Origin of the sequence: Pannonibacter sp. I15F10I1 (assembly GCF_900185665.1) — a bacterium.
GTDB classification, from domain to species: Bacteria; Pseudomonadota; Alphaproteobacteria; order Rhizobiales; family Stappiaceae; genus Pannonibacter; species Pannonibacter indicus.
This window is the reverse complement of sequence record NZ_FYAN01000004.1, coordinates 278,395-290,787: the sequence shown is the minus strand read 5'-3', so window position 1 is coordinate 290,787 and position 12,393 is coordinate 278,395. Positions and strand designations below refer to the sequence as shown.

The window sequence follows — 12,393 nt, the reverse complement described above, 5'->3', positions numbered from 1 at the left end:
TGTGATCCTTACAGAACCGGCGTCGGCAGGGGCTTGCCGGCGAAATGGGCGGTCAGGTTGTCGCGCAGCAGCTGGCCCATCGCCTTGCGGGTCTCGATAGTGCCCGAGGCATGGTGCGGCTGAAGCAGCACGTTGTCGAGCTTGAGGAAGCGCGGGTTGAGCTTCGGCTCGCCTTCGAACACGTCAAGCGCGGCAGAACCGAGCTTGCCGCTCTCCAGTGCATTGAGAAGCGCCTCTTCGTCAATGTTGGAGGCGCGGCTGATGTTGATCAGCATGCCTTCCGGCCCAAGAGCCTCGATCACCTTCGGGCCGACGATGTGCCGCGTGGCAGCCGATGCGGCGAGGGTGACGAACAGGAAATCGGAACGGGCAGCCAGTGCGACCGGGTCCTGAATGAACTCCCACTGCGAGGCGTAATCCTTGGCGGACACGTCCGAGTAGGCGATCTCCATGTCAAAGCCGGCAAGGCGCTTGGCCACCTCGTAGCCGATGCGGCCAAGGCCCAGCACGCCGGCCTTGCGACCCCAGACGCGGCGCTTCAGCGGATAGAGCCCCTTGGCAGCCCAGGAGCCGTCCTTGACCCAGGTTTCCGCGCCGATCATGCCGCGCGACTGCACCAGCATCATGGCGACGCCAAGGTCGGCCACGTCATTGGTCAGTACGTCGGGCGTGTTGGTCACGCGGATGCCGCGGGCCTTGGCAGCGTTCAGATCCACCGCATCATAGCCGACGCCATAGACGCTGATGACTTCCAGGTTAGGGCAGGCTGCGATCATGTCCGCATTGGCGCCCAACTCGCCGCGTGTGGCGATGCCGCGGATCTGCAGGCCCACTTCAGCAAGGAAAGCCGCCTTGTCCGCCGCCTCGAAATAGCGGTGCACGGTGAAGGCTTCATCAAGGGGGATCTGGTCCCACTCCGGGTAGGGTCCAACCTGGAGGAGGTGGGGCTTGCTCATTCTTGTCTCCGTAAGCTTCGTGCTTGACATCAAATGTTATCGATAACATAAACAGGGTCAGACGAACTTGTCGAGTGGTTTTCTGACAAAGGGGAAGAGAGTGAGCCTTCAGCTATTTGACCTGACCGGACGCCGTGCACTGGTAACCGGTTCCTCGCAGGGTATCGGTCTTGCGCTTGCCAAGGGGCTTGCTGCGGCCGGTGCGCAGGTGGTCCTGAATGGCCGGGATGCGGCGCGTCTGGCCGAAGCTGCGGCCCAGATTCCGGGTGCGGAAACCCTCGCCTTTGACGTGACGGATCACGAAGGTGTCCGCGCTGCCGTCGATGCCTTCGAGGCGAAGAATGGCGCCATCGACATTCTTGTGAACAACGCCGGCATGCAGCACCGCGCCCCGCTGGAAGACTTCCCCGCAGATGCCTTCGAGCGCCTGCTGCAGACCAACATTGCCAGCGTCTTCCATGTCGGTCAGGCCGTTGCCCGCCACATGATCAAGCGCGGCAAGGGCAAGATCATCAACATCGCCAGCGTGCAGACCGCGCTCGCCCGCCCGTCCATCGCCCCCTACACCGCCACCAAGGGCGCTGTCGGCAACCTGACCAAGGGCATGGCCACCGACTGGGCCAAGTATGGCATCAACTGCAACGCCATCGCGCCGGGCTATTTCGACACGCCGCTCAACGCCGCGCTGGTGGCCGATCCGGCCTTCTCTGCATGGCTGGAAAAGCGCACGCCCGCAGGCCGCTGGGGCAAGGTCGAGGAACTGGTTGGCGCCTGCGTGTTCCTGTCCTCGGAAGCAGCTTCCTTCGTCAACGGCCACGTGCTGTTCGTTGACGGCGGCATCACGGCCTCGCTGTGATGAGCACCCGCATCATTCTCATGGGCGTTGCCGGGTGCGGCAAGTCGAGCGTGGGCGAGGCCATCAGCGCCCGCACCGGCATTGCCTACCGGGACGGTGACGACCTGCATCCGGCGGAGAACGTCGAGAAGATGCGCGCAGGCATTCCCCTGACCGACGAGGACCGCTGGCCCTGGCTCGATGAGGTGGGCCGGGAACTGGCGGACAAGGCACCGCTCATCATCGGCTGCTCGGCGTTGAAGCGGGTTTACCGCGACCGCATCCGGGCGCTGGCCGGCGGGCCGGTGACCTTCGTGCATCTGGCCGGCTCGCGCGATCTCATCGCCGGGCGCATGGCGCAGCGCACGGGGCACTACATGCCCCTGTCGCTGCTGGACAGCCAGTTTGCGGCGCTGGAACTGCCGCAGCCGGACGAGGGCGCGCTGACCGCCGACATCAGCCAGCCGCTCGATGCGCTGGTGGATGGCATCGTCAAGGGGCTGAATCTGGAGGAGATCAAGGCATGACTGGACATGTTGCGCTGATTGGCGCAGGCGCCATGGGCGGTGCCATCGGCGCCCGCCTCGTTGAAACCGGCACGCCGCTGAAGGTGTTCGATCTGGACACCGCCAAGGTGGATGTGCTCGTGGCCAAGGGCGCTGTGGCCTCTGCCAGTGCCGCGGAAGCTGCCTCTGGCGCCAAGGCCGTCATCCTCAGCCTCAATGCTCCGCGCATCGTCCGTGCCGCCGTTTTCGGCGCTGGCGGCGTGGCGGAAGGGGCTGCAGCGGGCGCGCTGATCATCGACATGTCGTCGATCGATCCGGAAGCCACTCGCCAGCTTGCTGCGGATGCGGCTGAAAAGGGCCTGCGCTGGGTGGATAGCCCGCTGTCCGGCGGTATTCCGAAGGCGGCCATCGGCCAGCTCACCCTGATGCAGGGCGGGGCAGAGGCCGACGTGAGCGAAGCCCAAGAGGTGCTTTCCGGCGTTGCCAGCAACCAGACCCATATGGGCCCTGCAGGGGCAGGCCAGACCACCAAGCTGATCAATCAGGTGCTCTGCGGCCTTGGCTTCCTGGCCGTCGCCGAAGCCACCGCGCTGGCGGAAGCGGCCGGTGTGGAAGTGACCCGCATTCCGCAGGCGCTCAAGGGCGGGCGCGCCGACAGCGCCATCCTGCAGGAATACATGCCCCGCTTTGCCGCGCGCGATTACCGCCGCACGGGGCGCATCGACAACATGGTGAAGGACCTCAACGGCGCGCAGGATCTCGCCCGCCTGACCCACACCGCCATGCCGCTGACCGCCATTTGCGCCGAGGTGCACCGCATGCTGACCGCAGCGGGCCTTGGCGGCGAAGATCAGGCCGCCTTGATGGAGTTTTTCAAGGGGCCCAAACAGGAGAACTTTGAATGATCACCCGTTACGCCCTGTTCGAGGGCAAGGTTCATGAAGGCCAGGACGCAGCCTTCCGTGAGGCCGTTCTGTCCGAAATCCTGCCGAAGTGGAAGGGTTTCCCGGGCGCGCTGGCCGTGCGTGTCACATTCGCTGAAAGCCGCGACGAGGGCGCTCCGGAATATCCGATGATCCTCGCCATCAGCTATCCGGACCTTGCCACGGTTGATGCCGCTCTTGCCAGCCCGATCCGGGCCGAGGCGCGTGCTGCGACCGAGTCCGTGCTGGAGCGCTTCTTCACGGGCCGCATCCATCACCACATCACCACGGCACACGACCACGTTCTGGCTGGCTGACTTGCCAGCCGGACTGCCCTTCGGATACTCCGGAAGGTAACTGTAACCCCAGCTCCACGGCCCCTGATGCGTCAGACCCGCAAACCGCCCACCATGGCTGATGTCGCCCGCGTCGCGGGCGTCTCACCCATGACCGTCAGCCGGGCCTTCAAGGACGGCAGTTCGGTCTCGGAGGCAACGCGCACGGCGATCCATCAGGCGGCCGAGGAGCTGGGGTATGTCTTCGACAGCACGGCCTCCAACCTGCGCTCGCAGCGCACGGGCTTCGTCGCCGTCAGCATTCCCTCGCTGAACAATGCCAACTTTGCCGAAACGGTCGGCGGCCTCTCCGACACGTTGAAGGATCATGGCCTCCAGATCCTTTTGGGCTACACCAATTACGACATTCACGCGGAAGAGCAGCTGATCGAGCAGCTGCTGCAGCGCAGGCCCGAGGCCATTGTCGTCACCGGCGGCAGGCACACGCCGCGTGCCCGCAAGCTCTTGGAAAATGCCGCCATTCCCGTCATCGAGACCTGGGATCTGCCCCGCGCACCCATCGGCCATGTGGTCGGCTTCTCCAACGAAGCTGCGGTACGGGCAATGGTCGATCACTTCGTCGCACGCGGCCTGCGCAAGATCGCCTTCATCGGCGGGGGTGCGGACCGCGACACACGCGGCACCGACCGCCGCAACGGGTTCATCTCGGCCATGAAGGCTTACGGACTGGACACAGGCCGGCTGATTGCCGCCGGTGTGCCGCCCATTTCCATGCGGGAAGGGGCCAATGCCATGGGCCGCCTGCTGGAAGATATGCCCGATACGGAAGCCGTCATCTGCGTGTCCGATCTTTCGGCCTTCGGTGCACTGACCGAGTGCCAGCGCCGGGGCGTGCCGGTGCCGGAGCGCATTTCCATCGCAGGCTTTGGTGACTACGAGATTGCCGGCATCTCCGTGCCCTCGCTGACCACGATCAACCCGCATCCGCGCCAGATCGGCGAGCGGGCGGCAGGCATCATCATCGAGGCTCTCGGCGGCAAGACCATCTCCCGTCAGACCATCGCCATCGCCCCCGTCCTGCAGATCCGCGGCAGCAGCGTCTGAGGCATTGGGGTGATCCCACGCTCCGTCATGGGGTGATGATGGTGTAGCGATGTTTCTGATTTTAATGGGTTTTCTTCTTTTGTGCCCCTGCGCCGGCCCCATCCTCCGTCATGCCATGACTTGATCATGGCATCCATTCCCTTTCGTCTCAGCACGTTGTGCATGAGATTGGGCTGTATGACGGTGCGGGGTTTCGAGGCTGTGCCGTGCGGATGGGGAACGGCATGGATGCCATGGTCGAGCCATGGCATGACGAAAGGTTTTGATTTTAATGGGGTTTCTGCTTTTTCCTGTTGCGCCCGCTCCATCCTCCGTCATGCCATGACTTGATCATGGCATCCATCCCCTTTCGTCTCAGCGGTGTAGGCGTGTGATTGGGTCTTAGTGACGGTGCGGGGTTTCGAGGCTGTGCCGTGCGGATGGGGAGCGGCGTGGATGCCATGGTCGAGCCATGGCATGACGAAAGGTTTTGATTTTAAGGGGTTTTCTTCTTTTGTGCCCTCGCGCCCGCCCCACACTCCGTCATGCCATGACTTGATCATGGCATCCCTTCCCTTTCGTCGCAGCGCGTTGTGCATGAGATTGGGCTGTATGACGGTGCGGGGTTTCGAGGCTGTGCCGTGCGGATGGGGAGCGGCATGGATGCCATGGTCGAGCCATGGCAGGACGAAAACAGATGAGTTCAGGGCTTCCCGCCGAATACAAAAGGGCGGCCCGTTGCCGGACCGCCCTTCTGAACACTCATGCGCTGCGGATTACTTCTGCAGGGCGACGATGGCGTTGACGAGGGTGTCGCCGTTCTCGGCAATGAAATTGTCCCACACCGGGCGGACGATTTCCTGGAAGGCGGCGGCGTCAATGTCGCTGTTGACGGTCATGCCGGCAGAGGTCAGTTCGGCGATCATTGCCGCTTCCTTTTCCTGGGCCAGCTTGCGCTGCATGGCGACGGCTTCGGCAGCCACTTCGGTGATGACCTTCTGCTCGTCAGCGGTGAGGCTGTTGAACTTGTCATTGTTCATGACGAGGGCCAGGTTGGAGTAGGCGTGCTGGGTGATCGACAGGTACTTCTGCACTTCATAGAACTTGAAGGACAGAACGATGCCGATCGGATGGTCCTGGGCGTCCACAACGCCGGTTTCCAGCGCGGTGTAGAGTTCGGCCACCGGCAGCTGCTGCGGGTTTGCGCTCAGCAGGGTGAACATGTCGTTCAGAGCCTTGGAGTTGTTGACTCGCATGCGCAGGCCCGCAAGGTCAGCCGGGGTCTTGATCGGGCCGCGGCTGTTGGTCATGTTGCGGTAGCCGTTTTCCGGGAAGCCGAGCACCTTCATGCCCAGCGGCTCGAACTTGGCGGCGATGCCCTGGCCGATTTCACCATCCAAAACCTTGTAGGCGATTTCGCGGTTCGGGAACATGAAGGGCAGCTCGACCACGCCGGCTTCCTTGACGAGGCCGGTGAAGTTGTTGAGGCCCGACATGGCGATGTCGATGATGCCCGAACGGGTGCCGTCGATCATGGCCGCATCATTGCCAAGCTGGCCTTGCGGGAAAATGTTGACCTTGACCGAACCGTTGGTGCGGGCCTCGACCTGTTCCTTGAAGAACACGGAAAGGTTCTGCTGCAGATCGGTTTCCGGCGCGGCATGCGCCAGCTTCAGCGTGGTCTGTGCCTGTGCGCTGACGGCGGCAAGGGTCAGGGCCGTGGCAAGGCCAAGGGCTTTCAGGACTTTCTTCATGCTGTACTCCTCCCAGAATGATGGCATTGAGCCAGGGTAACGGTTATCCGCCCATGAAACGGGCCGGAACGGTGATCAGCTCGGGCACCAGGATGAACAGGCCGAGCAGAAGGGCGTAGGCGATCACGAAAGGCCAGACGCCCTTGACGGCGCGGCTCATCGGGACGCGGCCCACGCCGCAGATGACGTTCAGAACAGTTCCGACCGGCGGGGTGATGAGGCCGATGGAGCAGTTCATGATGAACATGAGCCCGAAGTACACGGGATCGATCCCTGCCATTTTGATAACGGGCATGAACAGCGGCACGAGAATCAGAACTGTTGGTGAAAGATCCATGACCATGCCTACTGCCAGCACGATCAGCATGATGACCAGCATCAGCAGGCGCGGGCTGTTGATCAGTGGCTGCAGCAGGGCCGCGAGCTGCTGCGGCAGTTGGGCAACCGTGATGAGCCAGGCGGCGACCATGGCGGCGCCAACCAGGAACATCACCATGGCCGTGGAGCGGCCCGCGCTGATCAGAACCTGCAGGAAGTCGCGGAATGTCAGCTCGCGGTAGACAAGCGTGGAGACGAGGATCGCATAGACCGCCGCAACCACCGCCGCTTCCGTCGCCGTGAAGGCGCCGGTGCGGATGCCGCCGATGATGATGACAGGCAAAAGCAGCGCCCAGATGCCTTCCTTCAAGGCCTTCCAGCGCTCCGCTCCCGAGGCCTTGGGCAGGACTTCCAGGTTTTCCTTGCGGATCATGAAGCTCCAGACCAGCACCAGCGTCAGGCCCATCATCAGACCGGGTGCGATACCGGCCAGGAACAGCTTGGCGATGGAGATATTGCCCGCAACGCCCAGCAGGATCAGCGGCAACGAGGGCGGGATGATCGGCGCGATGATGCCGCCGGCGGCCAGCAGGCCAAGGCTGCGGCCTTCGGGATAATTGCCGTCGCGCATCATCGGATAAAGGATCGAGACGAGCGCGGCTGCATCGGCCACGGCCGAGCCGGACAGGCCCGCGAGCACGATGGACGTCATGATCGCCACATAGCCAAGCCCGCCCTTGCGGTGGCCGACGAGCGAGGAGGCGAGACGCACGATGCGCGTGGACAATCCGCCGCGCGACATGACTTCACCGGCAACCAGGAAGAAGGGGATGGCCAGCAGCGGGAAGTTGTCGACGCCGTTGATGAGGTTCTGCGCCAGAATGTCGGTGCTGAGCATATCCATCTGCAGCATCAAGGCCATGGAGGCGAGCAGCAGGGCAAAGGCAACCGGCAGGCCAAGCAGGATTGCGCCGATCAGAACGGTCAGAAAGAGAATGAGGGTCATTCCGCGCCATCCTCCGCAAGGACTTGCTTCACGCTGTCAGGATTGATGATGCGGACCACCGCAATGGCCGTCATGAGCACCGAGGACACGACGCCCGCCAGATAGAAGAGGCCTGAGGGCAGGCCTGTCAGCGGCGAGATGTTGGCCATGTTCATCATGGCCTGCTTCATGCAGCCCCAGAACAGCATCAGCACGGTGACGAGGATCACCAGCCAGCAGGCGCGGCGCAGGAGGCCGATGTATTTCGGGAAGGCAGCTTCGGCGAATTCAGCCAATGCCAGATGCTCGCCCCGGCGCAGGGTGACGGCAGCACCGAGCATGACCACCCAGACGAACCACAGGCGCGAGAGTTCCACCGAAACGCGGATGCCGGAGGAGAAACCATAGCGCAGGACGACATTGGCAAAGACGATGGCAATCATCGCGGTCAGAAGCGCCGCCATGATGAGATCGATCGAGCGCCAGATGAGGCGGATTATGCTGTGCATCCGTCCTCCTCCCAGAAGTTGGAATGCTTCAAATTGCACGGGCTGTGCGTTTGGGTTATCGTTAACCCACCATGGATGATATCGATAACAAATTTGAGCGTCAAGCTCTTCCGGAAGAGCGTCCCGTGACCATTGCCGATCTGGCGGTGCGGGCAGGGGTCAGCCCGATGACCGTGTCGAAGGCGCTCCGGGATACCGGGCGGCTGAGTGCCGGGACACGGGCGCGAATCAAGCAGCTGGCCGACGAACTGGGCTATGTGCCCAACTCGCTTGCCGGTGCGCTCAGCTCACGCACCAGCAAGCTTGTGGCGGTTCTCATCCCCTCGATCAGCGATCATGTCTATGCGGAGGTTCTGGGCGGCATTCACGGGGTGCTGCGGCCGGAGGGGCTGCAGACCTTCATTGGCGAGACCTTCTTCGACCCCGAGCTGGAAGAGAGCCTGCTGCGGACCATGCTGTCGCTGAAGCCCGCAGGATTGCTGGTGTCGGGCGGGATCCTGCGCACGGAAAAGGCGCGGGTTCTGCTGGAGCGGCGGCAGGTGCCGGCGGTGCAGATGTGGGATCAGCGCAATGCCGGTCTTGATGCGGCGGTGGGGGTTGATCACGCCGGGGCTGGGCGCATGGCGGCACGGCGGCTGCTGGATGCGGGCCTCCGGCGCCTTGCCTATGTCGGCTCGCAGCTGGAGGCCGATCTATGCGCCCGCGAGCGCTTCAAGGGATTTGCGGCGGAGGTGTCGGCCGTCGGTGCACGCCTGACCGTTCTGGATGGCGGCACTTTGCCGCGGCAGGTGGAAAGCGGCAACCTGCTGGTCCAGCAGCTGCTGGGAAGCGTGCCGGATGTGGAAGGGATCCACTTCCTCAATGATGCGATGGCGGCAGGCGGCCTGCGCTATCTCTTCGAGGCGGGGATCGATGTGCCGGGGCAGGTGTCGGTCATCGGCTTCAACGGCACCGCGCATGCCTTTTCCATCCGCACGCGGCTGACCACGCTGGATCTGCCGCGCCTGCAGCTTGGGCGCGATGCGGCCTGCTGCCTCCTCCAGCTTTGCCGCAGGAGTGCACCCGGTCCGGGTCAGGAGATCGGATTGCGCATTATCGAGGGCAACACCACGCGTCCGCTGTTGCCAGACTGGGGCAGAGAACGGGCTGTGGCAGAATCTGCTTCATAACACCCGGAAATGGCACGAAATTCCGCCGTCAGCTGTTAGACTCGTCCAGACCGCAACTTGAGGGAGCAAGCGCGTGCAGGCCGGTCTGACCAAGACGCTCGACACCTACGAGGTGACCCGCACGGACATGCTGCCGGATGATATTCCCCGGTTGCATGAGCTGTCGATTGGCGTCAACTGGCCGCACCGTCCGAAGGACTGGGAACTCGCCATCGGCCTCGGCCATGGCTATGTCGCCCGCGACGAGATCGGCCGCGTGCTGGGCTCGGCCATGTGGTTTCCCATTGGTCCTGAGCTTGCAACCATCGGCATGGTCATCACGTCACCGCGCCTGCAGGAGCATGGGGCGGGGGCCTGGCTGATGCAGCACGTGCTGGCGGATACGGCGGACCGGGGCAAGGTGCTCAATGCCACCAAGGCAGCCTACCGGCTCTATCTGTCGCTGGGCTTCATTCCCCGGGCGACCGTCTATCAGCATCAGGGCATGGCGGTAAAACTGCCTGATGGGCCTGAAACCGCGGTGCCGATGCTCCCGGAGCATGCTTCGGAGATCGTTGCTCTTGATGCCAGTGCCTATGGCGCAGACCGCAGTCAGGTGTTCGAGCGGCTCTTCGAGCTTTCCGAGGGCACGGTCATCCTGCGCGAAGGCAAGGTGGCCGGTTTTGCGTTGAGCCGGGAGTTTGGCCGCGGGCGTGTGATCGGGCCCGTTGTCGCAGAAACGGAAGAGGATGCGATTGCCCTCATCCGTCCGCATGTGGCAGCTCATCAGGGTGTGTTCCTGCGCATGGACACGAGAGCTGAAGACGGTCCGCTGCGCCGTTTCCTGCAGGAAGCCGGACTTGGCGTTTTCGATACGGTGACGACCATGACCCTGGGCAACGTGCCTGAATGCGGTCCGGTCACCACATTCGGCCTTGTCAATCACGCCTTGGGATGATGCAGACTGAGAGATGCGGACTGGCCCGGCCTGTGCGCCGGGCTCTGTCCATTCTGGCTGACTGGCCCTGTCTTAGAAATCGGCAACCTTGCCCCAGGAACTCTCGCTGAAGCGGGAGGGATGATAGGGCTTGGCATCAAGCACGGGCTCCTGGCCCATAACGATATCGGCGATCATGTCGCCCGCGCCGGGGCCGATGCCGAAGCCATGACCGCTGAAGCCTGCGGCAAGCACGAAGCCGGGGATCTGCGTTTCACCGATGGCGGGAACACCGTCAGGCGTGCTGTCGGTGTAGCCGGCCCAGGCAGCGGTCAGCTGGCTTTCCTTCAGGGCAGGGAACAGTTCACGGGCGCGGGCCAGCGTGTCGCGGATCTGCGACGGATCAGGCGTCGGATCCAGGATGCGCATGCGCTCCATTGGCGTTTCCCGGTCGAGCCGCCAGCGTGACAGACCCTCATGACCGCTGCGCAGGCCCTCAAGGCCGCCGACGGCGAGGGACTTGTGCCGCTTCAGGAACATCGGAATGAAGGTGGTGCCGAAGCGCAGCATCTGCGCGGTCGGGTCGACGCGGGCGCGGCCGGAAATGGCGAGCGTATGTCCGCCCTTGCGTGCTGTCAGCGATACGCGCGACGTGTGCAGCGCATCCGGCAAGCCTGCGGCCTCGCTGACGGCAAGAATTGAGGCGCGAACGGAGGCTTGCGGAAAGCGGATGCCAAGCTGGCGGCAGAAGCTGGAGGCCCAGGCGCCACCTGACATAACGGCAGTCTTTGTGCGGATGGTGCCCCGTTCCGTCACGACAGCGCTGACGCGGCCACCGGAGAGCTCCAGTCCGCGCACGGCGCAATTCTGCAGCACGCGTCCGCCATGGGCTTCAACAGCCTTTGCAATCAGCGGCACGGCACTGGACGTGTCTGCAATACCGTCTGTCGGGGAGAAGACGCCGCCCTTCCAGCTCTTGCCTGTGGCCCGCCCGCGCTCTGCGGCTTCTTCGGCGGTGAGCATGTGGGTGATGACATTCTGCGTACGGGCGAAATCGCGCCAGCGCGCCCAGCCCTCGATCTCTGCCTCGTTGTTGGACAAATACAGCAGGCCGGAGCGGCGGAAGCCAATGCCGGGGCCGATTTCGGCCATCAGCTCATCCCACAGCGCGAGGCTGCGGGTCGCCATCGGCAGCTCGCGTTCATCGCGGTTTTGCTGGCGGCACCAGCCCCAGTTCCGGCTCGACTGTTCGGCGCCGGTGCGGCCTTTCTCCACCAGCACCACCTTCACCCCGCGCTTTGCGAGGTAATAGGCCGTGCAGGTGCCCACGATGCCGGCGCCGATGATCACGACATCGGCCTCGGCTGGCATGTCATCGGCGGTTTCGATTGTCAGTAGAGGTACGCGCATGGAAGGCTCCTTTGACTTGCAGCCTAGCGGCGGCCTGTCAGGCATGGCTACTGCAGTGATGCCATGATGCGGCATTTTCTGCTGAAACTGGATGCGTGGGCGGCGGGTGGTGTTCGTCCCGTGGAGAAATCTTTTTGTATTCAGGGAAATTTGGCTGATTGCCTATCCGGCATTTTCTGCTTACTCTTGGCTGATTGCGAGAGGGCATCATGAAGCTGGACCGGATCGACATCCGCATTCTGCACGAGCTGCAGAAAAATGGCCGCATCACCAATGTGGAGCTGGCCGAGCTTGTGCACCTGTCGCCCAGCCCCTGTCTGATGCGGGTGAAAAAGCTGCAACAGGCGGGCTATATCACCGGCTATGCGGCGCAGATCGATCTTGCCAAACTCGGCCCGACGCTGACGGTTTTCACCGAAATCACCTTGAAGAACCACCGCAAGATGGACTTCGACCGCTTCCAGCAGGCGGCGGAAAAGGTGGAGGAGATCATCGAATGCCACCTGATCTCCGGCGGCTATGACTACCTGCTGAAATTCGTCACCGGCAGCATCGGCGATTATCAGGCGATCATGGAGCGGATGATCGACATGGATGTCGGTATCGACAAGTATTTCAGCTTCGTGGTGATGAAGTCGCCTTTCGTGAAATCCCACCTGCCGCTGAAGACGATTTTCCCGATGTGAGGGGCGATCAGATCGCTGGTTGTGCTTCTCCGCGGTCATCCCGGATG

General features: G+C 63.2%; 14 protein-coding genes. 8 read left to right on the top strand and 6 right to left on the bottom strand.

The genetic code is table 11. The features are described 5' to 3' along the window. Nucleotides 1–8: 8 nt before the first annotated feature. Nucleotides 9–956 (bottom strand): 2-hydroxyacid dehydrogenase, encoded by a 948-nt coding sequence (locus tag IF10I1_RS04305; protein ID WP_186391312.1) that lies wholly within the window; start codon nt 954–956, stop codon nt 9–11. 100 nt (nt 957–1,056) lie between these two features. On the opposite strand from IF10I1_RS04305, the gene IF10I1_RS04300 reads away from it, so the two are divergent. The 5 genes from IF10I1_RS04300 to IF10I1_RS04280 all read left to right on the top strand — a co-directional run bounded on the left by IF10I1_RS04300 (nt 1,057) and on the right by IF10I1_RS04280 (nt 4,620). Beyond that, nucleotides 1,057–1,812, top strand: coding sequence for an SDR family oxidoreductase (locus IF10I1_RS04300; RefSeq protein WP_058899086.1), 756 nt, complete (start codon nt 1,057–1,059; stop codon nt 1,810–1,812). Next, complete coding sequence (locus tag IF10I1_RS04295) at nt 1,812–2,318, top strand: gluconokinase (protein WP_186391311.1); 507 nt, start codon at nt 1,812–1,814, stop codon at nt 2,316–2,318. Before IF10I1_RS04300 ends, IF10I1_RS04295 begins: the two co-directional genes overlap by 1 nt. Continuing rightward, nucleotides 2,315–3,202, top strand: coding sequence for an NAD(P)-dependent oxidoreductase (locus IF10I1_RS04290; protein WP_186391310.1), 888 nt, complete (start codon nt 2,315–2,317; stop codon nt 3,200–3,202). Before IF10I1_RS04295 ends, IF10I1_RS04290 begins: the two co-directional genes overlap by 4 nt. Then, nucleotides 3,199–3,537 (top strand): hypothetical protein, encoded by a 339-nt coding sequence (locus IF10I1_RS04285; protein WP_055454226.1) that lies wholly within the window; start codon nt 3,199–3,201, stop codon nt 3,535–3,537. The genes IF10I1_RS04290 and IF10I1_RS04285 overlap by 4 nt, the downstream gene beginning before the upstream one ends. A 66-nt stretch (nt 3,538–3,603) precedes the next feature. Continuing rightward, nucleotides 3,604–4,620: a LacI family DNA-binding transcriptional regulator gene (locus IF10I1_RS04280; protein ID WP_186415609.1), complete on the top strand. Its 1,017-nt coding sequence runs from the start codon at nt 3,604–3,606 to the stop codon at nt 4,618–4,620. Between the two features lie 314 nt (nt 4,621–4,934). Here IF10I1_RS04280 and IF10I1_RS04275 read toward each other — a convergent pair whose 3' ends face one another. The 4 genes from IF10I1_RS04275 to IF10I1_RS04260 form a co-directional block, all read right to left on the bottom strand. Further along, the gene (locus tag IF10I1_RS04275) at nt 4,935–5,162 is read right to left on the bottom strand and encodes a hypothetical protein (protein ID WP_186424371.1); all 228 of its coding nucleotides are present in this window, start codon (nt 5,160–5,162) and stop codon (nt 4,935–4,937) included. Nucleotides 5,163–5,375: 213 nt separating this feature from the next. Further along, nucleotides 5,376–6,353 (bottom strand): DctP family TRAP transporter solute-binding subunit, encoded by a 978-nt coding sequence (locus IF10I1_RS04270; RefSeq protein ID WP_050474786.1) that lies wholly within the window; start codon nt 6,351–6,353, stop codon nt 5,376–5,378. Between the two features lie 43 nt (nt 6,354–6,396). After that, nucleotides 6,397–7,677: a TRAP transporter large permease subunit gene (locus IF10I1_RS04265; protein ID WP_186391308.1), complete on the bottom strand. Its 1,281-nt coding sequence runs from the start codon at nt 7,675–7,677 to the stop codon at nt 6,397–6,399. Beyond that, entirely contained in the window at nt 7,674–8,165 is a 492-nt protein-coding gene (locus tag IF10I1_RS04260; protein WP_050474788.1) for a TRAP transporter small permease, read from the bottom strand. Before IF10I1_RS04260 ends, IF10I1_RS04265 begins: the two co-directional genes overlap by 4 nt. A gap of 125 nt (nt 8,166–8,290) precedes the next feature. On the opposite strand from IF10I1_RS04260, the gene IF10I1_RS04255 reads away from it, so the two are divergent. Continuing rightward, a complete protein-coding gene (locus IF10I1_RS04255) occupies nt 8,291–9,334 on the top strand; it encodes a LacI family DNA-binding transcriptional regulator (protein ID WP_244293684.1) in 1,044 nt (347 codons plus the stop codon). 73 nt (nt 9,335–9,407) lie between these two features. Then, nucleotides 9,408–10,271, top strand: coding sequence for a GNAT family N-acetyltransferase (locus tag IF10I1_RS04250; protein WP_186391306.1), 864 nt, complete (start codon nt 9,408–9,410; stop codon nt 10,269–10,271). 72 nt (nt 10,272–10,343) lie between these two features. On the opposite strand, the gene IF10I1_RS04245 is transcribed toward IF10I1_RS04250, so the two are convergent. Continuing rightward, nucleotides 10,344–11,660, bottom strand: a complete 1,317-nt coding sequence (locus tag IF10I1_RS04245) for an FAD-binding oxidoreductase (RefSeq protein WP_186391305.1) — start codon at nt 11,658–11,660, stop codon at nt 10,344–10,346. Between the two features lie 209 nt (nt 11,661–11,869). Here IF10I1_RS04245 and IF10I1_RS04240 point away from each other — a divergent pair, with 209 nt between their 5' ends. Then, entirely contained in the window at nt 11,870–12,346 is a 477-nt protein-coding gene (locus IF10I1_RS04240) for an Lrp/AsnC family transcriptional regulator (protein WP_050474792.1), read from the top strand. Nucleotides 12,347–12,393: the final 47 nt, after the last annotated feature.

What these genes read in the sequence shown, in the direction of transcription:
- IF10I1_RS04265 (WP_186391308.1), bottom strand. Translation starts at nt 7,677, where the DNA reads ATGACCCTCATTCTCTTTCTGACCGTTCTGATCGGCGCAATCCTGCTT.
- IF10I1_RS04285 (WP_055454226.1), top strand. Translation starts at nt 3,199, where the DNA reads ATGATCACCCGTTACGCCCTGTTCGAGGGCAAGGTTCATGAAGGCCAG.
- IF10I1_RS04245 (WP_186391305.1), bottom strand. Translation starts at nt 11,660, where the DNA reads ATGCGCGTACCTCTACTGACAATCGAAACCGCCGATGACATGCCAGCC.
- IF10I1_RS04290 (WP_186391310.1), top strand. Translation starts at nt 2,315, where the DNA reads ATGACTGGACATGTTGCGCTGATTGGCGCAGGCGCCATGGGCGGTGCC.
- IF10I1_RS04275 (WP_186424371.1), bottom strand. Translation starts at nt 5,162, where the DNA reads ATGATCAAGTCATGGCATGACGGAGTGTGGGGCGGGCGCGAGGGCACA.
- IF10I1_RS04270 (WP_050474786.1), bottom strand. Translation starts at nt 6,353, where the DNA reads ATGAAGAAAGTCCTGAAAGCCCTTGGCCTTGCCACGGCCCTGACCCTT.
- IF10I1_RS04295 (WP_186391311.1), top strand. Translation starts at nt 1,812, where the DNA reads ATGAGCACCCGCATCATTCTCATGGGCGTTGCCGGGTGCGGCAAGTCG.
- IF10I1_RS04280 (WP_186415609.1), top strand. Translation starts at nt 3,604, where the DNA reads ATGCGTCAGACCCGCAAACCGCCCACCATGGCTGATGTCGCCCGCGTC.
- IF10I1_RS04240 (WP_050474792.1), top strand. Translation starts at nt 11,870, where the DNA reads ATGAAGCTGGACCGGATCGACATCCGCATTCTGCACGAGCTGCAGAAA.
- IF10I1_RS04305 (WP_186391312.1), bottom strand. Translation starts at nt 956, where the DNA reads ATGAGCAAGCCCCACCTCCTCCAGGTTGGACCCTACCCGGAGTGGGAC.
- IF10I1_RS04260 (WP_050474788.1), bottom strand. Translation starts at nt 8,165, where the DNA reads ATGCACAGCATAATCCGCCTCATCTGGCGCTCGATCGATCTCATCATG.